At 42.3% G+C, this 20,462-nt stretch carries 24 protein-coding genes and 1 riboswitch; of the genes, 14 read left to right on the top strand and 10 right to left on the bottom strand.

Annotation, left to right across the window (positions count from 1 at the left end; translation table 11 throughout):
- Positions 1-3 precede the first annotated feature (3 nt).
- From K7399_RS06405 to K7399_RS06370, 9 genes are all read left to right on the top strand, one after another.
- Positions 4-1,107 (top strand): phage tail protein, encoded by a 1,104-nt coding sequence (locus K7399_RS06405; RefSeq protein WP_223362513.1) that lies wholly within the window; start codon positions 4-6, stop codon positions 1,105-1,107.
- Positions 1,100-1,618: a hypothetical protein gene (locus K7399_RS06400; RefSeq protein ID WP_223362512.1), complete on the top strand. Its 519-nt coding sequence runs from the start codon at positions 1,100-1,102 to the stop codon at positions 1,616-1,618. Before K7399_RS06405 ends, K7399_RS06400 begins: the two co-directional genes overlap by 8 nt.
- The gene (locus K7399_RS06395) at positions 1,618-3,195 is read left to right on the top strand and encodes a hypothetical protein (RefSeq protein WP_223362511.1); all 1,578 of its coding nucleotides are present in this window, start codon (positions 1,618-1,620) and stop codon (positions 3,193-3,195) included. Before K7399_RS06400 ends, K7399_RS06395 begins: the two co-directional genes overlap by 1 nt.
- 40 nt (positions 3,196-3,235) lie before the next feature.
- Positions 3,236-3,526 carry a hypothetical protein gene (locus K7399_RS06390; RefSeq protein ID WP_223362510.1) on the top strand — a complete coding sequence of 97 codons (291 nt, stop codon included), beginning with the start codon at positions 3,236-3,238 and terminating at the stop codon, positions 3,524-3,526.
- Positions 3,527-3,642: 116 nt separating this feature from the next.
- The gene (locus K7399_RS16135) at positions 3,643-3,765 is read left to right on the top strand and encodes a hypothetical protein (protein ID WP_263282758.1); all 123 of its coding nucleotides are present in this window, start codon (positions 3,643-3,645) and stop codon (positions 3,763-3,765) included.
- Between the two features lie 340 nt (positions 3,766-4,105).
- Entirely contained in the window at positions 4,106-4,393 is a 288-nt protein-coding gene (locus K7399_RS06385) for a hypothetical protein (RefSeq protein ID WP_223362509.1), read from the top strand.
- A 160-nt stretch (positions 4,394-4,553) separates the two neighbouring features.
- Positions 4,554-4,973, top strand: a complete 420-nt coding sequence (locus tag K7399_RS06380; protein ID WP_223362508.1) for a phage holin family protein — start codon at positions 4,554-4,556, stop codon at positions 4,971-4,973.
- On the top strand, positions 4,970-6,319 hold the full coding sequence (locus K7399_RS06375) for a GH25 family lysozyme (RefSeq protein ID WP_223362507.1): 1,350 nt from the start codon (positions 4,970-4,972) through the stop codon (positions 6,317-6,319). Before K7399_RS06380 ends, K7399_RS06375 begins: the two co-directional genes overlap by 4 nt.
- Positions 6,320-6,376: 57 nt before the next feature.
- On the top strand, positions 6,377-6,832 hold the full coding sequence (locus K7399_RS06370) for a phage holin, LLH family (RefSeq protein WP_223362506.1): 456 nt from the start codon (positions 6,377-6,379) through the stop codon (positions 6,830-6,832).
- Between the two features lie 99 nt (positions 6,833-6,931).
- Here the strand turns inward: K7399_RS06370 and K7399_RS06365 are convergent, their stop codons facing one another.
- The 8 genes from K7399_RS06365 to K7399_RS06330 all read right to left on the bottom strand — a co-directional run bounded on the left by K7399_RS06365 (position 6,932) and on the right by K7399_RS06330 (position 11,744).
- The gene (locus K7399_RS06365) at positions 6,932-7,855 is read right to left on the bottom strand and encodes a hypothetical protein (protein ID WP_223362505.1); all 924 of its coding nucleotides are present in this window, start codon (positions 7,853-7,855) and stop codon (positions 6,932-6,934) included.
- Positions 7,856-7,872: 17 nt separating this feature from the next.
- Entirely contained in the window at positions 7,873-8,499 is a 627-nt protein-coding gene (locus K7399_RS06360; protein ID WP_223362504.1) for a hypothetical protein, read from the bottom strand.
- A complete protein-coding gene (locus K7399_RS06355) occupies positions 8,492-8,965 on the bottom strand; it encodes a hypothetical protein (protein ID WP_223362503.1) in 474 nt (157 codons plus the stop codon). The genes K7399_RS06360 and K7399_RS06355 overlap by 8 nt, the downstream gene beginning before the upstream one ends.
- 231 nt (positions 8,966-9,196) lie before the next feature.
- The gene (locus tag K7399_RS06350) at positions 9,197-9,607 is read right to left on the bottom strand and encodes a YkyB family protein (RefSeq protein ID WP_081791729.1); all 411 of its coding nucleotides are present in this window, start codon (positions 9,605-9,607) and stop codon (positions 9,197-9,199) included.
- A 207-nt stretch (positions 9,608-9,814) separates the two neighbouring features.
- Complete coding sequence (locus K7399_RS06345; protein WP_028976430.1) at positions 9,815-10,051, bottom strand: hypothetical protein; 237 nt, start codon at positions 10,049-10,051, stop codon at positions 9,815-9,817.
- Positions 10,039-11,007, bottom strand: a complete 969-nt coding sequence (locus K7399_RS06340) for a ParM/StbA family protein (protein WP_028976429.1) — start codon at positions 11,005-11,007, stop codon at positions 10,039-10,041. The genes K7399_RS06345 and K7399_RS06340 overlap by 13 nt, the downstream gene beginning before the upstream one ends.
- A 40-nt stretch (positions 11,008-11,047) precedes the next feature.
- A complete protein-coding gene (locus tag K7399_RS06335; RefSeq protein ID WP_223362502.1) occupies positions 11,048-11,380 on the bottom strand; it encodes a hypothetical protein in 333 nt (110 codons plus the stop codon).
- A gap of 193 nt (positions 11,381-11,573) precedes the next feature.
- On the bottom strand, positions 11,574-11,744 hold the full coding sequence (locus K7399_RS06330) for a hypothetical protein (protein WP_160168698.1): 171 nt from the start codon (positions 11,742-11,744) through the stop codon (positions 11,574-11,576).
- 195 nt (positions 11,745-11,939) lie between these two features.
- Between K7399_RS06330 and K7399_RS06325 the strand changes: the two genes are divergently transcribed.
- Both K7399_RS06325 and comGB read left to right on the top strand, forming a co-directional pair.
- Positions 11,940-12,392, top strand: a complete 453-nt coding sequence (locus tag K7399_RS06325) for an ATPase, T2SS/T4P/T4SS family (protein ID WP_328286230.1) — start codon at positions 11,940-11,942, stop codon at positions 12,390-12,392.
- Complete coding sequence (gene comGB, locus K7399_RS06320; protein WP_028976427.1) at positions 12,367-13,392, top strand: competence type IV pilus assembly protein ComGB; 1,026 nt, start codon at positions 12,367-12,369, stop codon at positions 13,390-13,392. Before K7399_RS06325 ends, comGB begins: the two co-directional genes overlap by 26 nt.
- Here the strand turns inward: comGB and K7399_RS06315 are convergent.
- A complete protein-coding gene (locus K7399_RS06315) occupies positions 13,379-14,185 on the bottom strand; it encodes a YqhG family protein (RefSeq protein WP_028976426.1) in 807 nt (268 codons plus the stop codon). The two genes, comGB and K7399_RS06315, sit on opposite strands and share 14 nt — an antisense overlap.
- Entirely contained in the window at positions 14,163-15,839 is a 1,677-nt protein-coding gene (locus K7399_RS06310; protein WP_028976425.1) for a DEAD/DEAH box helicase, read from the bottom strand. Before K7399_RS06310 ends, K7399_RS06315 begins: the two co-directional genes overlap by 23 nt.
- 132 nt (positions 15,840-15,971) lie before the next feature.
- Positions 15,972-16,061: riboswitch (glycine riboswitch) on the top strand.
- Positions 16,062-16,435: 374 nt separating this feature from the next.
- Here K7399_RS06310 and gcvT point away from each other — a divergent pair.
- From gcvT to gcvPB, 3 genes are read left to right on the top strand one after another with little or no spacing between them, the layout of a single operon-like run.
- A complete protein-coding gene (gene gcvT / locus K7399_RS06305) occupies positions 16,436-17,533 on the top strand; it encodes a glycine cleavage system aminomethyltransferase GcvT (protein ID WP_028976424.1) in 1,098 nt (365 codons plus the stop codon).
- A gap of 12 nt (positions 17,534-17,545) precedes the next feature.
- The gene (gene gcvPA, locus K7399_RS06300; protein ID WP_028976423.1) at positions 17,546-18,901 is read left to right on the top strand and encodes an aminomethyl-transferring glycine dehydrogenase subunit GcvPA; all 1,356 of its coding nucleotides are present in this window, start codon (positions 17,546-17,548) and stop codon (positions 18,899-18,901) included.
- Positions 18,894-20,357, top strand: coding sequence for an aminomethyl-transferring glycine dehydrogenase subunit GcvPB (gene gcvPB, locus K7399_RS06295; RefSeq protein ID WP_028976422.1), 1,464 nt, complete (start codon positions 18,894-18,896; stop codon positions 20,355-20,357). Before gcvPA ends, gcvPB begins: the two co-directional genes overlap by 8 nt.
- The last annotated feature ends 105 nt before the right edge of the window (positions 20,358-20,462 follow it).

The following is a 20,462-nucleotide window of genomic DNA, read 5'->3' as shown; positions in this document are numbered from 1 at the left end:
TCGATGGATGCTTTTGTACGATCACTCATAACTGGACAAGAAGAAATGATCCTTGATGCCGAAATCACGCGGAAGAACATCACAAACGGTCAAAAAACGCTTGATGTGACGGCACGGCAGACGGAAAGAAGTCAATATGGCTTCGTGCTGCTCATGAATGAGAATTATGTTCTGTATGGCGATGATGAGTACGTGATTAAGAACCTCACACAGAATACCAAAGGTCGCCGAACGATTAAAACCTTTACTGCTGAGCATCGCTTTTATGAAGATTTGATCAGCATGCACATCTACGATCAGCTAACCGGAACGTATTCATTGCAACAATTGTGCGATTTTGCTTTAGCCGGAACGGTATATAGTGTGCAGATCAATATGGATGGGCTGGATAATTCGGTTGAAGTCGAGAATTTCGGCGATGACAATTCATCTGCTTTATTTCAAAGTGCGATTGAAAAATTCGGCTGCGAGTATGAGATAAACGGCAAGATGTTTACGATTGCGAAAGAATTGTCCAGGCATACCGATAATCAATTCCGCTATCTCATGAATGCACAAGATCCACAGATGCAGATCGATACAACAAGCCTGTGTACGTACATTCGTGGCTATGGTAAACAGAATGAGGATGGAAGCTATGTGACCACAGCTGAATACACAAGCCCATTGGCTCAGACTTATGGAATTAGGCATGCGGCGCCAGTAAGAGACGAGCGGTTCACGCAATATGATAACTTGCTAGCCTATATCAAAGCACAGCTGACGGATTCCATACCAATTACAATTACTTTAACGGCACTGCAGCTTGAAAGCTTAGGCGTGCAGGACGTACGCAAGGGCGATTATTGCTGGGTAACGCTTGATCCTTTCGGGATAGATTTAGAATTAAGGGTCTCCGAAGTTGACGATTACAATACAGGTAAATCACCATCGTACACGTTCGGTGTGCTACAAAGGAAAGCCGAGGATGTGTTGGCTGGATTATCTGCGAATGCAGCTTCGTTTGCGACACTGGACAAAACGGTTGCTCAAACGCTGCTCATTGCCAATACATTAAATAACACCTCAATCCGAATTGGTGAAAAGGTGGGTGAGATCAATGACTGAGATTAGACAAATTAATGACGAACAAGGTAATTCCATATACCCTCAGACACATGCTCAGGCTGTTGTTGGGCTGAATGCAGCAATAACAGATGGACAAGCGGTTAAGAGTGTTAATAGCAAAACAGGAATCGTCCAGTTGACTGCTGCTGATATCGGAGCGGCTACTCCCGGAGACATACCAGATGTACCAGTCAACAGTGTATCTGGTAAAACCGGTGATGTGCTGCTTAATAAATCAGATGTAGGACTTGACCAAGTCAATAATACAGCAGACATGGATAAACCCATTAGTTACATTCAGCAGATCGCACTTGACGATAAGGTAGATAAAGTCGAAGGCAAAGGGCTATCTACCAACGATTATACGGATTATGACAAAGAAAAAGTAGAACAGATTGATGATAAGCAAGACAGGATACTTGTTTCCCAAAACGGAAGCAAGTTTATTTTGATTGTTGGCGATGATGGAACGTTGAGCACAGAGGCATATGAGGAAGGGAGCGGGTCATAATGAAGTGGCCATATGAAAACATCGGTGTTTTGACAACGAGAGCTTTTCGAAATCTATTAAACAAGATCTTTGGCGATATTGGATCAGACATGCAAGAGCAGAAGACACGAGTTGATAACCTCATCAACGGTGTAGAGCAGCCGTCCGAAGTAGTCGACATGCGCACCGGCAGAGACGGCCAAACATATCCAGTTGCAAGAGATATGGTGCTTGGGGAAATTGGGAAAACGGAAGCAGCTCAGGCGAAAATTAACCAAAACAATGCTGCGCAGTTGGCGGAAAAGGCGAATTTAGGTAGTGGTGCAACCGTCATTATCGCTACAGCTACGTCAAGCGACCGTGAAAAAAAAACTGCCAACTTCGTATGTACGGGTGTCAATGATGAAGTGGTATTCGCTCAAGCAATTAATTCACTGCCGAGGTTTCAGTACAAGTGTGTTGGCGGAATATTTATGGGTCCGACCGGAAAGGTACTAATATGCACGGGAAAGTTAAACTTTGGTACAAGATATAGTGTCCCAGATGGTGCACATTTAATCATAGATGGTATAGGTCGATGTTATCAAGACCTAGCTTTTGGTGGCAATGGTGGGACAATCATTGCAGGGACAGACCCGAACGGTGTCTTTATAGCTCCATATAAAACTGGATATGGGGACAATCAAACCGTTATTATTCGTAACCTGGATTTTAGACAGGACGCGGTGCAGACCCACAATGCTGATGCCGTAAACCTCCAAGGCCTTATGTGTGGGGGATTGGATAACGTTGGTGTCATAAATGACAAGAACATTAGCGGAGTGCAGTGTCAAGACGGAAACGGTCTGAACTTTAACAATGGCGCGCTCGGAAATATATGCTGGGTTAACCACATTGAGGTTGGCGCATTTGGTGCTACTGGAGGACGCTACAATGCTATACTCGCATCTAACCATCTTGTGGTTGACGATGTACAGTTGAATGGTGGTAGCGCAGTATCAAATGGTCTGCTCGTAGGTATGCCTGGAGACAAATTTACTATTGGCAATATACACTTTTTTGGCTTCGGAACTCCAGACAATACAACAGAAAACATCCAATTAATACGCGTAGGAGCTACAAGCACTAGTAAGCTTAGGGCGACATTGTTAATAAGAAACATAGCGTATGAATCAATATATGGCAGAGGATCCACAAACGCGTTTATTCATTTCGATGATGATAAAGCAGAAATGATTATTGACCGGGTAAACGCAAACTCATCAAACGATGTTGACTTGCTTTATAATGCCCATAGCCAAGTATATGTAGGTAGATATACTGGAACTAAAATAGGGCAGGCAAGAGGAGGATTTAGTTTATCTACACCAACAATTCCTGATTTGAATGTACAAGTTAAAAATAATTACCCATATAGTGTGATTGTTTATCTAGTTACTACTGGAGTTGGAACAGAATTTACCGGCGAATTGCGCATTGCGGACGAATCTGGAAATTCTAGAAATTTAGGCAGTTTGCGATCAGTTTTATTGCCACCTGGCTTTAGCATATTTTTCACGCAATCTGTTCCAGCAGCATGGTATTGGTGTGGCGTATAAACTCGAATAATATTAAAAATTTAAATAGGAGGGGTTAGCAATGGCTCTCAAGAAGCTGTATTCAAAAGAGGTCTATGGTAAACAATTAACATTTAATGATGCCTATTTTGAAATAGAAAGTCTTCAAGGTTATAAGCAGATGATAACAATTTATGTCAATGTTTATGATAATGATCAGAAACAAAATGTTATCGACAAATTATCGTTTCAATATGTTCCAGATATTAACGATGATGCTAAAAATAATTTTAAACAAGGGTATGAGTTTATTAAAACACAGCCGGGTTTTGAAAACGCAATAGACGTTTTGGAAGAGGGTCAAACCGCATAATTTTAGGTTTCTATTTGATGAGGGTGAAGAGAATGAATAACTTTACAAAAGTTAGTAAAAAGCGGTTTTATGCTTTTGTTAAACAACATAAAAATAGATAACGCGGAATGAATGCAATGAATAAGGATGAAGTTATTAAAATATTTACTGAGTTATTAGAAGCATGGGAAGATGCTGATAAAACAGCGCAATTTCTTAACTTGTCTTATATTATAGGTATAAAACAAGAAGGGATATGAGTGCTTTGGGCAATACGATTATTATTAAAATGTTGCAATTACCAGTTGAAGTTAGAAAAGATGGATACGTCTATCAGTTCGGATTTATTAGAAGCGACCCAAGAGCATGTACAATGGAAATAAAAAATGGTGACAAATATGTCTATGATACCACTATTGAAGGTATTAATAATGGCGACAAGTTGACGATATATCCCGATGATGAGTGGCCAAATGCTCCGATAATAAACTTGGAGTTCTATTACTAAGTAGGACGCTACTGCGCAACATGTTTAATCTACGTGTAAATAAACTCCAAGCCGTGTATATTATAGAAATAGATGGTTAGGAGGGTGAAAACATGTCACTTAAAGCAGATGTGGAAGTTCTCGAAGAAGTTATTTATGATGATGCTTTGAAAGGAAAATCGTGGGTCTTGTGTTTTCAATGGTGTACTTATCATTATAGTGATGGGACAAGCGAAAATGGATACAGGTTTATTTGGCGAAGGCCTGATGGGTCGCTTCAACCAGCAATGGGTCAAGCGAGAATCCCCAATATCTTTGTTGCTGAAACGTTAATGAGTAAGGCAAAGGCTGAGGGGTGGGGATTTAATTCTAACAGCACTGTTAAGAGCGACAACAAGTAATTATTAGTTTTACATTTCAGGACCCTCCGGGGCCTTTTTATTTTGTCTTTTTTGATTGGCAACATATTCCACAAAAGGAGATGATCCATTTTCAGACCGATAACGGTCTTTTTATTTTGTATAAAAGGGGGAGGTGATGCCCCATGAAGGGAGTCTTTTGATGCAACACAATACAGATACATTATGGACAGCATTACTTGGCGGCGCCTATTCGGCAGCTGCTTTTTTGTTGGGCGGATTAGATAATCTCATCATTGCTTTTGGCGTCATGATGGGGACCGACTACATCAGCGGGGTCATGGCAGCGTACTACATGCGTACCGTTTCTTCATATGTGGCTTGGCGTGGAATCATGAAAAAATCCGGAATGATTATGGCCGTGGTTGTCGCGCACATGCTCGACATGGCGTCCGGATCCGGAACGTTTATGCGCAATGCAATGTTGATGTTCTTGATCGGTACAGAGGGCATAAGTTTTACGGAGAACCTGGGGCATATGGGCGTTCCTTTGCCCCAGAAGATTTCCGAGGCGTTTACGCAGCTTCGGGGAGAAAATAAGAAGGGAGAGAAGAAACAGTGAAGAAAATCAGATATGTGATCACGCTGGTGCTGACATTAGCACTGGCGTTTTCTTTTTGCCAGCCAATCCAAGCGGAGACAGGAAGAATTGATTTTATCGATGTGTCCCACCATCAGTCGGAATCAGGGTTGCCTTTATCGATGTATCAAACAGCAAAAGCAGGCAAAATCGATGGCGTTGTAATTAAAGTCTCTGAGGGGACAAATGTCCGAGACAAAGCAGCTGCAGTTAATATCGCTAATGCTCGCGCGGCTGGACTGCGTGTATCAGCTTACCATTTTGGGCGGATGACAAGTATCAGCGAAGCGCAGGCGGAAGCACGGTGGTTTGATAAAAACCTTCAGGCGGATGGGTTTGATAAGAATAAGGATGGATATGTTGTGTTGGACCTCGAAGCAACAAATCTGTCCAAAAGCAAATCAGTGTTGACCAGCTTAGCTAATGCCTTTATCGCTGAACTGCACAGGCTTGGATACGATCGGACAGATCTCTACACTGGAAAGTCTTATTACGAGGGCCGTTTGGACGCGGGCAAGCTAAACAACTCGCAACCGTGGCTCGCACGATACGCATCCGATGGCAAGACAGTACTTGATCCGGGCAATAACCGAGGCTCTCACCAGTGGAGCAGCTCGCAACGTCCGTTTGCCGGTTATGGTCCAATCGACGTTAATATTGATTATGCCGGGAAGTACACAGGCGCAGTGTCTAGCAAAGTCGGCAAGATTGGTCCGGTCAGTCTCGTAAACTATCTTTCGTCAAAAAAAATCGACAAAAGCTTTACTAATCGTGCAAAACTTGCGGTTACTTATGGCATTGTGACCAAGACAAGCGACTATCACGGTACCGCTGCACAAAATATTGCACTGCTGGCAAATATCAAAGCTGGGAAAAAGGTCAGCAAGAAGGCTCAAGATGCAGTTAAAAAACCTGCCACAAAGTCGTCCACAAAGATAAGTGTTCTCAAGCTCGGGGCACGTGGATCAGCTGTAAAGACGATGCAACAGAAACTGGCATCCGTTCATTTCTATCCGCAGAAATCGGCAAAAAACCACGGTGTCGATGGCGTTTACGGTCCACGGACCAAGAATGCGGTTCAGAGGTTCCAGCTGGTTCACGGACTTAATGCGGATGGCATCTACGGACCGAAAACAGCATCCGCTCTTTCTACGGCCGTGACTAAGAAACTGGCAGCCAAAAAGGCTTCAAGCCGATCATATACGGTTCGGCACGGAGATACGCTTTGGGAAATCGCGAAGGCGAAGAAAACAACTGTCGCTCACCTGAAATCACTAAGCAAACTCAAATCCGATCTCATCTATCCTGGACAAAAAATCAAATATTAATCTGCAGACATATCGTACGAAAATCAGATGATTATCTGCAGAAAAGGAGCGATTATTTTGGACATCTCTAATTATCTTGACACAGCCATTTTGGCTATTATCACAGCAGTCATTGGCGTGGCCGTTAAATATGGTATCAATTTTGCGGCAGACGTGCTGATCAAGTCGCATGCGGTTACGTTTGTCAAAGCAGCAGAGAGCATCTATAACGGATCTGGTCTCGGAGCAGAGAAGTACCAATTTGCGGCTGATGCACTGGTTGCCTTTGCAGCTAAGCTGCACATTAAGCTGGATGCGGCAACCATTAAGAAATACATTGAAGCTGCAGTTACCGACCTGCACGCCTTGCTCCCGGCGGCAGTTAAAGAGGTTAAAGAAAAGGTCGAGGAAGCAGAGAAAGCTGAGGTTAAGGCGGCGGACACGCAGACTACTGTCGCACAGGAACAGACGACTGAGCAGCAGGCAGCGCAGGAAGCAGAGAAAGCACAGACAGAAGCGCAGGAGCAGAAATAACATAATGATTTACCACCCGGACGACCGGGTGTACATAATAAAAGACCCGGCTATGCCGGGATACGTACATATAGGAATATTGAAAATTCCAAGCAATATTCATGAATTATTGAGTTGCAGCTTTTCGTTGATTGTTTCTTGTATTGTTGTTCCGATTTCAACAAAAAAGTTGTTTTTTAACTCTACTGACCAATCATTATTCTCTTTTTCTGTGTAATATGTAGCAATTATTTTCGGAATGACTTCAAGAAATGTCTCTAAAATAACTTTTGAAAATCTTTCATAATCAGAATCGAACAGATAGTTGCCAACATAACTATCGAGATCTATATCTATACTTCCACTCAAACTCATCGCGAGTTCAATTGTCTCATGATCATAGTTTATTCTAGTAGAAATGTATGATACTGATTCATTTTCAAATAAAAATGCCAAGGTGCTAAGAAGGTTCATGACCCGATTACCCGTTCCCTTTATTTCTGCAAGTTTATCGGTAGTAGCACCTTTAAAGCCGATGATTCTATCCAGTGTCAAATGTGATTCATCATCAAATGATTCTTCACGACTGTTCAATACTTTATAAATCATCCATGTAAACATGTCATCTGTTATTGAAAGCGGATTAGCTGTTATTTCCAACTTTTTTTTATAATTATTTAGTTTTCGAAGAATCGTCAAAGTACTTGTGTTGTTGGAACGATTTGTAATGTATTGAGTTTTTTCTCCATCTGAATATACAAGAATGAAGCCTGATAAAGAAAAAATTCTTGAAGAACGCATTTCATTTCTTTCTTCACCCGGACGAACTTTTTCGAAATCATATTCAATATAATTAAAAGTCATTGTGTGACCGTTCAGTTCCATAGTGCGATTCTCACTAAATTTTTTATCAATGTTAACATTTAGTTGTTCACCAGTTATTGGATCATTTTCATATTCGTACCAATTTCTGAAGTCTAACATATTATTAATAATTTCATCCATGGTATTACCCTGATTATCTGTCCATCTTGACAAGGCCATGATTTTTTACCCTCTTTTTATTTGTTTTTAATATTAATCCCGCAATTGTCGAATTCAATCTGAAAAAGTTTTTGAAACCAGTTCATTCTACATTGCGCTTCAATTAGTTCAGCGTTCTCATCATCAGTATTATTAATGATGTCTAAAGTTATTAATCTTGTTTGGTTGATGTTTTTCTGTTTAGTAATCAATTGCTCTAAATCAATCATACATTTATTTTCATCTTGGTAAAATTCGATATAAGATTGTCTTTTTACTTGAACATCTAACCAATCTGGGAAATAAATTATTATTGGGGCCAATTTTTTTCGTCGACCAATAATTTGTATCTTAACGCATATTTGATCATTTTTTTGGTTCACAAGAGTAATAGAGTTAGAATTTTCCTTTTTGTTAATAATATTTATGACTATGTGGAGTTTACATAATCTATAAAAAAAATATATTAATGAAAAAATAGCACTTAGAATTAAGTTGAACGCGCCTATATCCAAACTCCATGATTCTTTATCTGTACTATTCCAACCCAATATAAAAGAAATGGACCAGCCATAATGAATTAAGATTAGACTAATAAGCAGTATAGAAAAATTTCTACATGTTTTTAATAATTCTTGTTTTAGTATTTTTTTACGACTATTCATTAAAATACTCTTCCAAAGTAGCTTTTATTATATTAAATATCGTTTCATTATTCTGACTGAATAAAATTCCATTTGAATATATTTGAGCTTTAATATTTGTAATAAATATCTCTATACTATTTATATCAATAGAACCACTTTCAGTTGCCCATTCCAATTCATCTTTTAACTTAACAAAGTTTAATTTATCCTTTTTGATGCTTCGGATAATTGATTTAATATTATCCTTTATTTCATCATCTGTATTGTCAGACATATTAATTTTTAAAATAATTCCACGATTTCCCAATATGGTGTATAGCAAATTAATCATTATTTCAGAATTAACAATTACCTGTTTAAATCCATTAGAACGCGCTGTTTTAATTATTTCGTAATACTTATCTGTTTCATTGTAAGGGAGGACTGCAATTTCATTTCCTGATTCACGGCACTTGACAAATAATTTGCCAAATTGATCATTCATTGTTTGTTCCTCCTTGACAATAAAATTCTTAAGTTTATTTTATCACTTAAATTAATAATTACTACTACAAACAAAAGAACTATACAATTTAAAAAGAAAGAATGTTTTGTCTCAAGTTATCATGTATCATCGTTGTCACGGTTATCAAGATAGAACAGGTAAATTCACTAAGCGAAGAATCCGCATTATTTCCGTGTCCGAACAGCATATCCAGGCGTATTGTTTTTCACGTCACCAAGTCCGGAAATTCTTGGTGGAGCGCATCTTTGCGATACAAAGGGTGCGTTCGGCGTGATCTTTGCCGATATAGTTGGATATAATTATTTTTGCTTTGGATAATGAAAGTCTCACTTTAGGGTTGCGATGATCTGGGGTACCTATAATTGGCTTGAGATGATGTAGCTCGTGTCTTGAGGGGATTTTATGAAAATAATAGTTGTTACAACGAATTAAAACACAATGAGGCGGACGAGAACGCGGCTTTGAAGAATAACGATGTAACCCAATTACTTGCGCGGAACCTTCACGGATTAGCTTATTGAGCGCTACTCTTTTTAAAGTGTATAGCTGCTGCGGCTGAGTGGCAGTTTTAGCGTGACAGTTGACAACGTAAATGGCTTCTGCAATTTTTTGTGGATTCATTTGATCACCTCGATTATTAGATAGGAAGAAACACGTGGAAATAGTGGGGGAAAACAAAGAAAATATAACTAAATATTCAAATAAATTTTAACCGATATTTGGGTAATTAGCAAATATAGATTTTAGTGAAAATAAAGCTTACAATGGTCAATCATTATCGATTTGACACACTGTAAGCGATTATAAACTGGTGATTTTGCTGTTTCATTAAAAATTACCTAAAAGATCATCAAGACCTCCGATCACTGCCTCATCCGGCTTTTCTTTCTTTTCCAGTTTTGGGACAGGCTTGGTTTCGAGTTTCGGTCGTTCTGGCTGCTCAAATAAATATGCTCTTAGCGCCGCACGGATCAAATCGCTTCGATCATCGGTTAATTCCTCAAACGCTGTACGCAAATCATCATCTTTCTGTTTTCTTAACCGGACACGAATCACTTCGACCATAACCGCGCCCCAATTTTGCCATACCCTCGGACATTACCAAACTGCGAGCCTTTGAGCAAAACCAAGTTTGGAAGATTGATAAATTCCTTGATTGTCGGCGCACAGCCACCGGTTAAAAGATACATATCATAGTAGCTTGATAAGCTGTCAATCTCCAATAATATTTGCTGTGCGAGCGCCTGAAACGCTTGTTTAACGAGCGGGCGAATGTCATAACCGGCATATTCTCCAGACAGCACGTAGCGATCCATTTCAAAACGTTCCGGAGCGTGGCCGATCATATCAACGAGATAGCCATGTAGGAGGTTATAGGCGGTATCTACGCCTAATCCGTGCGGTGACCGGCTATTTTTGCCGATCTCCATGCCGTCCAGTTCGAGCAGATCAAGCGTGTGATAGCCGACATCAATCACGAGTATGGATTTCTTTGCTTCATCCATTTTAGCAACATTGCCACGCTCATCTAAGAGATAGTCCATAGCGCTGCCAAACGGCTGCGGAACTATTTTGTAATTGGCAATCAGGGGATTAGCGCGGACCGGTTGACGGCGGCCGAAAAATTCCACTTGGTAGGATCCGGCTGTGTTAATTCCATCAATCAGCTGTGCCATCGATGCTTTTTGTTTCAAATAATAGTCCACAGGTAGGCCAGTAATTAAGTTCACTGGCCCGGTTGGGGACAAGCTAGCAAGTGCCGTTTTGAGAATGACAGCTGTTGTCCATGTCTCCGCTTTATTTTCTCCGGTGCTGTTATATCGAATCTTACTTTGCCGCAGTGCGAGGCCGCCAACGAATAGTGACTGCTCATCGTCGTGGTAGATCATGTCTCCGTCGCGCTGCTGTTCTTCCATTAGCTGCCGTGCGTCTCCGACCACGGAAGGTTCAAAAAATTGTTTTCCACTGCTGATTCCTTTTGTCCATCCATACCCTAAATCTATATAAGACAAGCTATTCATGCTGATTCCTCCGATTTTGTGGTACGTTGGACCACAGTTTTTATAAATCCGTATAAGAAATTACCATTGCGTCAATTGGATTTGGCTCTTTTAAATAATTGGCAACAAGCCGATGCACGACTTGACGATAGGGCAGGAGCCACTGCACAGCCAATGTTTGCACCATCTTAAAATAATCATCTTCCAGTTTGACATGTATAAGCACACCGTTGGTTGGGTAAGCTATTTTCGAGTACATGCGATATCGAACGAGTTCTTCTCGGACAAGCTTTGAGCAAAATTGCGTAAGCGATAGATTAGCATCGTAAGCCATCAGCATCAATTTTCGTTTGTCGTCAATGGTTACAGCAAACTTGATATCGTGTTTTTTCAAAATAAAAAACCGCTCCTCTCTCTACCCTGTTCGTGCGTACGCGCGCGAAACAAAAGCTAAAGTCAGGGTTTTTGGGTCAGCGGGCCGATAGGTTTATTGGTCAGATGGTCTCTGATCGGTTATAATACTTACGTTGGCCCTTGCGCTGACGGCTAGGCAATCCGGAATCTCTGCCAGGGGATCGGGTTGCCTTTTACATTTTCTTCAATGACATTTTCTTTTCCACTTCATAATTTCCGTTAATGTACTCAACCATAAATAATTGCAGAACTTCATTCATTCCCAAGCCATTCGATTCGCACTTGCTTTTAAAAGCAGAGTAAATTCCTTCATCAAACGTGGTATTTAATCCTCGCTTCGCCATCACATCACCTCCATGCCATATAGATATGATGCAGTTAGCGGAATATGCAAACGCCATGACCACATTTTGACCACACTTTTTAAAAATCATAAAAAATACACGTAAATGATTAATGCATTAAAATTATTAGATAGGGGAAATCGAAGGGGATACAAATGGGAACAAATATTCTCAAATGGATAGCACAGTCCGGATATTCTGATGATTGGTGAAATTCGTGATGAAGAGACAGCAAGAATTGCGATTCGTGCAGCATTAAGCGGTCATCTTGTTCTGTCGACCGTCCATGCATCAAATGCCGTGACAACGCTGCAGCGAATGGCCGAATTGGGGATTGCTCGGTTTGACTTGAAAGAAACATTGGTTGCAGTAATTGCAGAACGGCTTGTCACCATTCAATGCCCGAACTGCGGGCAAGTATGCAATCCTGAATGTCCCCATCGACATCACCCAAAACGAACCGGGTTATTCGAAATTTTAGCAGGAATGCCGCTGCATGATTATTTATCCGGAAGGCAGTCGCGCACGGCTTCGCTATCTTACAAGACAATTGAAGATTATTTAGAAGAAGGAATCGAGTCCGGCTGGATTGCGAGAGATGCGGCGAGGAGGGGTGCCGAGGATGTTCTTTCAGAAAAATTTGACTAGGAAGCAGCAGGCACAATTGCTAATCAATCTTGGCGAATCGTTGAATTATGGATACTCACTCAATGCGTCACTGCGCGCACCGATTGGGCATCGCTATGAACGCGCGTTTCGGACGCATTTGCAGCATCAATTGCGATCCGGAAAAAGGTTGCATGAGTTGCTTCGCGCGCACCGATTTCCGGAGGAGGTAGCAAGCGCCATCTATTTTGCGGAGCGAAGCGGTCAGTTATCTAAGGCACTATTGGAGAATGGAAAGGCGATGCAGCGCAAAGAAAAGTATGTGCAGTCGCTGCGACGAGTCATGCGTTATCCGCTTTTTCTCGTGTGGATGTTTGGATTAGTATTGTATGTCATTGGAAAATTTCTTCTCCCGAACTTTATTCAGCTCTATCGGTCCATGTCCTTGGAGCTTCCGGCAATCACAAAAACGATGTTATCCTTGGCCAATCATTTAACGGAACTTCTTGTGTTCGGTGCGTTATTCCTTCTTCTACTCGTCATCAGCTACGTTTTGAGCCGCCGGATTGACCTCTTGGTGCGGTTACAGTTTGCTGCTCGTCTTCCCGTTCTGTCACCATTCATTCAGTTGTATTACACCCATCAGCTTTCTTTTCAGCTCAGCAGTCTTCTACGGTCAGGGTTAAGCATGAAAGAAGCCATTCATATACTGTCTGAAAATAGAACTTCAATTTTTTTGAAAAGAGAGGCCAATCGCTTGAAAGAGGCATTGACTCAAGGGCATACATTAAGCAGTATCCTTGCCGATGTTTCTTACTATTTGCCTGAATTACCGATGATGATCGAACAGGCAGCCTTTCAGGAAACACTTGGCGACGCACTGCATCGCTACAGCATACGGTTGATGGATCGGATGGAGCAGCGTTCTAAATGGCTGCTGTCCCTGTGTCAGCCGACACTTTTAGTCGTCATTGGCGGATTAATTCTCCTTCTGTTTCTTTCTATACTGCTGCCGGTGTTTCAGATGATTAACGGTCTTTAATTAAGTCTGGCAGGAAGGCGGCTGATTGAAGAAAAAAAAGCCCGGCATTGATCAATGTGACTTCTATTTGCGGTTGATATTGTTCTTTTAGTGCTTGCTTCTCCTGAACATAACGCTCTGGTTTTTCTTCCTGATGTTCATAAAAAGCGTCAAGCAGCTGCAAATCCTTGCCCCATCGCGTGGCAGCGTGATCGGCCCAATCGAAGTTTTCTTTTTGCAGCTCGGACTCGATAAAATGTTCGATACGTGTGAGCCCGCTTTTTATGGTGATCAGCGGACGAAGCGTATAACAATAGTCCGGAAGCTTTTGACTTAGATGTAAGGTGTTAAGTACCGACTGAAAGCCTTCAATCATTGTTCCATTTATTAATTGCAGCCCCATAGAACAGATACGGTCCTTCTTTAAGTCACATTGATAGCTCACTTTCATATTTATGCAGAGCCATGGCTCCAGCGCGGGAGACAATTTATTTGCAATGACTTGATACATGCGAATATAACGCCCCATTTTTTCGGATGCATCGAGTATCTGATGTAATCGCGGCGAACCGGAGTGAATAAACTCTCCTTCTTGAATACGATCGCTGAACCGAAAATTGAGTACAGCGGTCTCCGGCTCTGCACCGATCTGCTCAATATAGTGCCAATAAAAAGGGCGGTTCATCAATCGTTTGTCCATCGCTTTTGTCAGTTTGACCTTTAATTGATCGTGATCGTCTGCAACAGGGAGCAGTTCACATTCAGCGCTTGAAAAAAAACGCACAAGAAAGTCATGAATTTCCGTCTGCTGCATGAGAATCACCTTCAGATAAATGATTTTGTTCAAAGTTGATGACACTGCTTAAATTGTCCAGCTTCACTTTAATTTCTCCCTCAGATTCGGATTCTTCAAAAATATGAGCCACTTGTTTGTCGACATCTTTAAGATCAATATGTGTAAGAATTCGATCCAAATCGCCGATGACCTGTTCGAACAGATGTATTTTATTGTAAAGCAGGTTCAATATGTGGCTTTCCACGGTCCCGCGCGTGGCTAGATTATATATATGAACATCTTTTTCCTGCCCCAATCGATGAATACGGCCAATTCGCTGTTCAATCCGCATCGGATTCCAAGGCAAATCATAGTTAATCAAGTGGCAGGCAAATTGAAGGTTGATTCCTTCACCGCCTGCTTCCGTTGCAACCAATACTTGTACTTTGTTTTGAAAAAGCATCCTCATCCAATCTTTTTTGCTACGCTTAAACCCGCCATTAAACGGCACCGATGAAATTCCGTTTTTTTTCAGAAACCATTGCAGGAAAAGCTGTGTAGCTCGATATTCGGTAAAGATAATAACTTTGTCATTAATTTGTTGGATGAGCTCCAATGTTTTCTTCGCTTTGGCATTTTGCTTAATCGCATTCATTTTTTCAAAAATATGATGCCAAAGCCGCTCATTCATTGGATGTGCCGTTTCTTTGTAGATTTTGTTTAAGGTTGTAAAGGCGGCTTCTCTGCTGCTGCACGCCTCGCGTTGCAGAGTGAGCAGTGAGAAGGGCTGAATCATCCCTCTTTCCTTTAATTCGAAAAGGCTGTCGTAGAAGTCTTTTTCCGCCATTGAAAAAGGAATATCATACGCTTTAACAATTCGCTTCGGCCAGCGAAGGCCGGTATCTTCGCGGCGGTTACGTACCATCACCTGATTTACCAGTGCTTTAAGTTTTTCTTCATTTCTCACGGCATGGCTTCCGGATTTATAGTTCTTGGCGAAACTCTCAGCATCACCTAAATAGCCAGGCTTGAGAAGCGAAACAAGATAGAAGATCTCGCTGAGCCGATTCTGTATCGGGGTCGCTGTGAGTAAAAGACAGAATTTTTTCTTGAGCGATTGAACGAATTGATAGTTTTTTGTTTTGTGATTTTTTAACTTATGTGCTTCGTCTATAATGATTAAATCATAATCTTGGTCAAGTACGATATCGCGATGCGGTTCGCGTTTTGCGGTATCAATTGAAGAAACGACGACGTCGCACTGACTCCAAACGTAAGTCTTCCGCTGGGGTACAGCAGGAATATAAAACTTGGAATTCAGTTCTGAAACCCATTGAAGCACTAAGGATGCAGGAACAAGAATCAGCACTTTTTTCACCAGTCCGCGGATCATATATTCCTTGATAATAAGCCCTGCTTCAATGGTCTTTCCCAAACCGACTTCATCAGCGAGAATCGCTTTTCCATGCATCTCCTCAATAACGATTCGGGCGGTTTCAACCTGATGAGGGTGAGGCTTCAAAAGCGGCAGTCTGCTTGGTGCGATTAATCCGTGAAATGTGGGGACGGTTCTTGCCTGTTCTGCAAGGTAGGCCAGCGAAAATAGTTCCGATTTCGCCCAGGGTCCATCTTCTTCAATGTGTTTAAAAAATGATTCATACCAACTTCTGTCAAAGTGAATGATTGGTTTCATCGCCTGCACCTGTACATGTTAAAAATTTGTGAACAAAGTATTGCGAAGTTCACAGAGAAAATGTTAGGATAACACTGTTAGTATGTACCATAATAACTTGGGTTAAACGATGATTAATTGAATGAATTGCGGATGACGTTATGGGGAGAGACTGCTATGAAGCAGTCGCCGAAGGAGCAAACGTACAGTGAATCTCTCAGGCCAAAGGACTTATAGCGGACGCACCTCTGGAGAGTGCCACGGGGCTACCAAAGGGGATACCGCTTTTACTCAAGTAGAGCGATAAACTTTCAGGTATCAGGGACAGAGGAAGACACAATGTGTCTTCCTCTGTCTTTTTTTTTTTGCAGGTAAAGAAAGTTCAATAATTTTGTCTTGCTGGTACGACAATTAGCGGCATGAAGAGGAACTTTCTGCGAAGTAAAGGAACTTCCGCTAAAGGCGTGCACATCCTGTGAAAGCACGTCCCGTATGCAACGCAGAAGTCACCGCGTCCTGCGACAAGCGAACGGCTAGAGCGTACAGTGCTTTCCATCGTTTATTCAATGATCATAGGCACACTAACAAAATTGAGAATGGGCGGAGGAAAAGTCGAGATGCCGGATTTGAAAATTACGCCGCTTTACAATTATTATAAAAGTCAGAACGCAAAGTTAATTGATTTTGGCGGCTACCTATTGCCAGTCCAAATGACTGGAATCAAAAATGAACACCATGCAGTACGCACAGCAGCAGGGATTTTTGATGTGTCACATATGGGCGAGTTTGGTGTTGAAGGCGAAGGCGCACAACAGTTTCTTCAAGAAATGGTAACAAATGATGTTGCGAAAGCGCATCCGGGCGATGCACTTTATACCGCGATGTGTTATGAAGACGGCGGTACTGTTGATGACTTGTTAATTTACTGTTTCGATACGAACCATTACCAACTGGTTGTTAATGCAGCAAATATTGATAAAGATTTTAATTGGCTCTCCGAACATGCTCCTCAATCGATAAATTTAACCAATCGATCAGAACAAATCGCTCTGCTCGCAGTGCAGGGTCCTCATGCGCTGAACAGCGTACAGAAGATTACAGACTATGATCTGACAAGTATAGAACACTTTAAATTTGCAAAACACGTTTCTTTAAATGGTGTAGACAGTCTTGTTTCACGAACGGGATATACTGGTGAAGACGGGCTTGAACTCTATTGCCCGTGGGACCAAGCGTGCAGCATCTGGAATGCATTGCTTGAAAAAGGAGCATCCGATGGACTTATCCCATGCGGCTTAGGTGCACGCGATACGCTTCGTTTCGAAGCGCGTCTGCCTCTCTATGGTCAAGAACTGAGTTCCACAATTTCGCCTTTGGAAGCTGGAATTGGTTTTGCGGTGAAAACAAATAAGCCGATTGACTTTATTGGCAAGCAGGCGCTTATTACACAAAAAACAGGAGGATTAAAGCGCAAAATTGTTGGTCTGGAGATGATTGATCGAGCAATTCCGCGATCCCATTATAAAGTTTATGCAGGAGACAAAGAGATCGGCGAGGTTACTACCGGAACGCAGGCACCAACAATCGGCAAGAATCTCGGCCTTGCGTTGCTGAACAGTGAGTGGACGAAACTCGGTACAGAAGTTGACGTTGATGTACGCGGCAAACGAAAAAAAGCTAAAATCGTAAAAACCCCTTTTTATAAGAGATCTTGAGGAGGAAATTAAATGTCAGAGTTTCGCTACCTACCGTTAACTGAAAAAGATCGACACGATATGCTTGATGTCATTGGGATTCATTCCGATGAAGCCCTGTTTTCCGATGTTCCTGAAAAAATTCGCTTCAAGGGTGAGTTGAATCTTGAATCCAAATTGTCCGAACCGGAATTAATTCGTTTTTTCTCTGCACTTGCGAAAAAGAATGCAAGTACAACTGAATACGCGTCTTTTCTTGGAGCGGGGGTCTATGACCATTATATTCCTTCTGTTGTAGATAGTGTGATCTCACGTGGAGAATTTTACACGGCTTATACGCCTTATCAAGCGGAAGTTTCCCAAGGAGAGCTTCAGGCAATTTTCGAGTTTCAGACCTTAATTTGTGAGCTGACCGGCATGGAGGCGGCAAACTCATCGATGTATGACGGATCTACAGCCTTAGCTGAAGCTGCACTGCTTTCAAATGGTGTGACGCGAAATAAGAAAGTAATCGTGTCTGAATCCGTTCATCCAGAATATCGAGAGGTGCTCGCTACCTATGCACATGGACGCGGTCTCGATGTTGTCACCGTACCGATGAAAGATGGAGCAACAGATCTTGAAGCCCTTGAAGCTGCAACGGATGACGCTACCTCATGTGTGATCGTGCAGTATCCCAATTTCTTCGGACAAATTGAGCCGCTGAATGAAATTGAACAAATTGTACACCGCGTGAAGCGCGCACATCTGATCGTCTCCAGTAATCCGCTGTCATTAGGGCTTCTGACACCGCCTGGCCGTTTCAATGCCGATATTGTTGTCGGCGACTGTCAGCCGCTCGGCATTTCCGAATCCTTCGGTGGCCCGCACTGCGGCTATTTTGCAGTAGCGAAAAAATTAATCCGCAAAGTGCCTGGTCGGTTGGTCGGGGAGACTGTTGATGAAAAGGGACAGCGTGGGTATGTGCTGACGCTCCAAGCACGTGAACAGCATATTCGACGAGAGAAAGCAACCTCCAACATTTGCTCGAATCAGGCCTTGAATGCGTTGGCTTCTTCTGTAGCGATGACGGCCTTCGGCAAGAAAGGAATTCGTGAACTGGCAAAGCAAAATATTCAAAAGGCTCACTATGCGGCTGAGCAGTTTCAAAAGTATGGGATTAAGATCGTTACAAATCAGGCGTTTTTCAATGAATTTGTGATCGACTGTGGGCGACCTGTCTCAGAAGTTAACCGTGCATTGTTTGCCCAAGGCGTCATTGGTGGATACGACTTAAGTAAATCCTATGAAGGTTACACGAATAAGATGCTTGTTGCAGTTACCGAAATGCGGTCGAAAAACGAGATAGACCAATTTGTTAAAGCGCTTGGAGGGATTTCAGTTGGATAATCAAAATCAGCCGCTCATTTTTGAACGCAGCAAAGAAGGAAGAGTAGCGTTTAGTCTTCCTGAACTTGATGTTCCGGAAAAACCGCTTACCGAATTGGTTGGTGAAGCATATCTGCGTCAAGACGAACCACATTTTCCAGAAGTTTCAGAGCTTGAACTCGTCCGCCATTATACAGCCTTGTCTCGTAGAAATTTTGGGGTTGACAATGGTTTCTATCCGCTTGGTTCTTGTACGATGAAGTATAATCCAAAGGTGAACGAACAGGTTGCGCGGCTTGACGGGTTGACGAAAATCCATCCGTATCAGGATGAACAGACGGTGCAAGGCGCACTTGAGCTGCTGTATCGTCTTCAAGAAAATCTGCAGGAAATAACGGGAATGGATGCCGTTACCTTGCAGCCCGCTGCAGGTGCGCATGGCGAATGGACCGGACTAATGATTATTAGCGCGTATCATGAGTCTCGCGGTGATTTCAAACGTACCAAAGTTATTGTTCCGGATACAGCTCATGGTACGAATCCTGCTTCAGCTGCAGTTGCGGGATTTGAAGCGGTGACTGTTAAGTCGAATGAAAATGGTTTGGTTGATTTGGATGATCTTAGACGCGTCGCTGATGAAACCACAGCAGCACTGATGCTCACGAATCCGAATACTTTAGGGCTGTTCGAGACGCAGATACAAGACATTGCAGAGATCATTCATGAAGCAGGCGGCAAGGTTTATTACGATGGTGCAAACATGAATGCGATTATGGGTGTCACGCGTCCGGGTGATATGGGCTACGACGTTGTTCATCTTAATCTTCATAAAACATTCACTGGCCCGCACGGCGGTGGAGGTCCGGGGTCAGGTCCGGTTGGTGTTAAAGTCGACTTGGCACCGTTTCTTCCGAAGCCGTTGATTATGAAACGTGAGAACGGATTGTTCGGATTAGACTTTGATCGACCGCAGTCAATTGGGCGTGTCAAGGCTTTCTATGGTAATTTTGGAATCAATGTCCGTGCTTACGCCTATATTCGCACGATGGGCGGCAAGGGGCTGTTGCAAGTGTCTAAAGATGCCGTCCTAAATGCGAATTACATGTTAAAACGGTTATCCGGCTACTTTGAAACACCGTTTAAGCGGCTGTGCAAACATGAATTTGTATTGTCCGGAAGTCGGCAGAAGAAGTTAGGTGTCCGTACTTTGGATATGGCGAAACGATTGCTCGATTTCGGCTATTACCCGCCGACTATTTATTTTCCGCTTCTTGTTGATGAGGCACTCATGATCGAACCAACGGAGACGGAATCCAAAGAAACTTTGGATGCATTCATTGATCATCTGATCGAGATTACAAAGGAGGCTGAATCAGCACCGGAAAAGGTCCAAGAAGCGCCGCATCAAACCGTGATCGGCAGATTGGATGAAACACGTGCGGCACGCCACCCGGTACTTCGTTATGTGAAAGAATAACGAAGTGCTGTTTAGCGCGTCACGGCTGTTCAAGATTATTTGTGCAAAGAAAACGAAGACCCAACCCGGATACTGATGCGAGTTGGGTCTTCATTTTGTCAACGG

Origin of the sequence: Sporolactobacillus terrae, from assembly GCF_019930545.1 — a bacterium.
In the GTDB taxonomy this organism is placed as follows: domain Bacteria; phylum Bacillota; class Bacilli; order Bacillales; family Sporolactobacillaceae; genus Sporolactobacillus; species Sporolactobacillus terrae.
The sequence above is the reverse complement of the archived record's forward strand: the minus strand, read 5'-3'. Positions and strand labels throughout refer to the sequence as shown.

Bases quoted from the DNA above. Each gene is read 5' to 3' on its own strand.
- K7399_RS06405 (WP_223362513.1), top strand. From the start codon at position 4: ATGGATGCTTTTGTACGATCACTCATAACTGGACAAGAAGAAATGATC.
- K7399_RS06400 (WP_223362512.1), top strand. From the start codon at position 1,100: ATGACTGAGATTAGACAAATTAATGACGAACAAGGTAATTCCATATAC.
- K7399_RS06395 (WP_223362511.1), top strand. From the start codon at position 1,618: ATGAAGTGGCCATATGAAAACATCGGTGTTTTGACAACGAGAGCTTTT.
- K7399_RS06390 (WP_223362510.1), top strand. From the start codon at position 3,236: ATGGCTCTCAAGAAGCTGTATTCAAAAGAGGTCTATGGTAAACAATTA.
- K7399_RS16135 (WP_263282758.1), top strand. From the start codon at position 3,643: ATGAATAAGGATGAAGTTATTAAAATATTTACTGAGTTATTAGAAGCA.
- K7399_RS06385 (WP_223362509.1), top strand. From the start codon at position 4,106: ATGTCACTTAAAGCAGATGTGGAAGTTCTCGAAGAAGTTATTTATGAT.
- K7399_RS06380 (WP_223362508.1), top strand. From the start codon at position 4,554: ATGCAACACAATACAGATACATTATGGACAGCATTACTTGGCGGCGCC.
- K7399_RS06365 (WP_223362505.1), bottom strand. From the start codon at position 7,855: ATGGCCTTGTCAAGATGGACAGATAATCAGGGTAATACCATGGATGAA.
- K7399_RS06360 (WP_223362504.1), bottom strand. From the start codon at position 8,499: ATGAATAGTCGTAAAAAAATACTAAAACAAGAATTATTAAAAACATGT.
- K7399_RS06355 (WP_223362503.1), bottom strand. From the start codon at position 8,965: ATGAATGATCAATTTGGCAAATTATTTGTCAAGTGCCGTGAATCAGGA.
- K7399_RS06350 (WP_081791729.1), bottom strand. From the start codon at position 9,607: ATGAATCCACAAAAAATTGCAGAAGCCATTTACGTTGTCAACTGTCAC.
- K7399_RS06345 (WP_028976430.1), bottom strand. From the start codon at position 10,051: ATGGTCGAAGTGATTCGTGTCCGGTTAAGAAAACAGAAAGATGATGAT.
- K7399_RS06340 (WP_028976429.1), bottom strand. From the start codon at position 11,007: ATGAATAGCTTGTCTTATATAGATTTAGGGTATGGATGGACAAAAGGA.
- K7399_RS06330 (WP_160168698.1), bottom strand. From the start codon at position 11,744: ATGGCGAAGCGAGGATTAAATACCACGTTTGATGAAGGAATTTACTCT.
- comGB (WP_028976427.1), top strand. From the start codon at position 12,367: ATGTTCTTTCAGAAAAATTTGACTAGGAAGCAGCAGGCACAATTGCTA.
- K7399_RS06315 (WP_028976426.1), bottom strand. From the start codon at position 14,185: ATGCAGCAGACGGAAATTCATGACTTTCTTGTGCGTTTTTTTTCAAGC.
- K7399_RS06310 (WP_028976425.1), bottom strand. From the start codon at position 15,839: ATGAAACCAATCATTCACTTTGACAGAAGTTGGTATGAATCATTTTTT.
- gcvT (WP_028976424.1), top strand. From the start codon at position 16,436: ATGCCGGATTTGAAAATTACGCCGCTTTACAATTATTATAAAAGTCAG.
- gcvPA (WP_028976423.1), top strand. From the start codon at position 17,546: ATGTCAGAGTTTCGCTACCTACCGTTAACTGAAAAAGATCGACACGAT.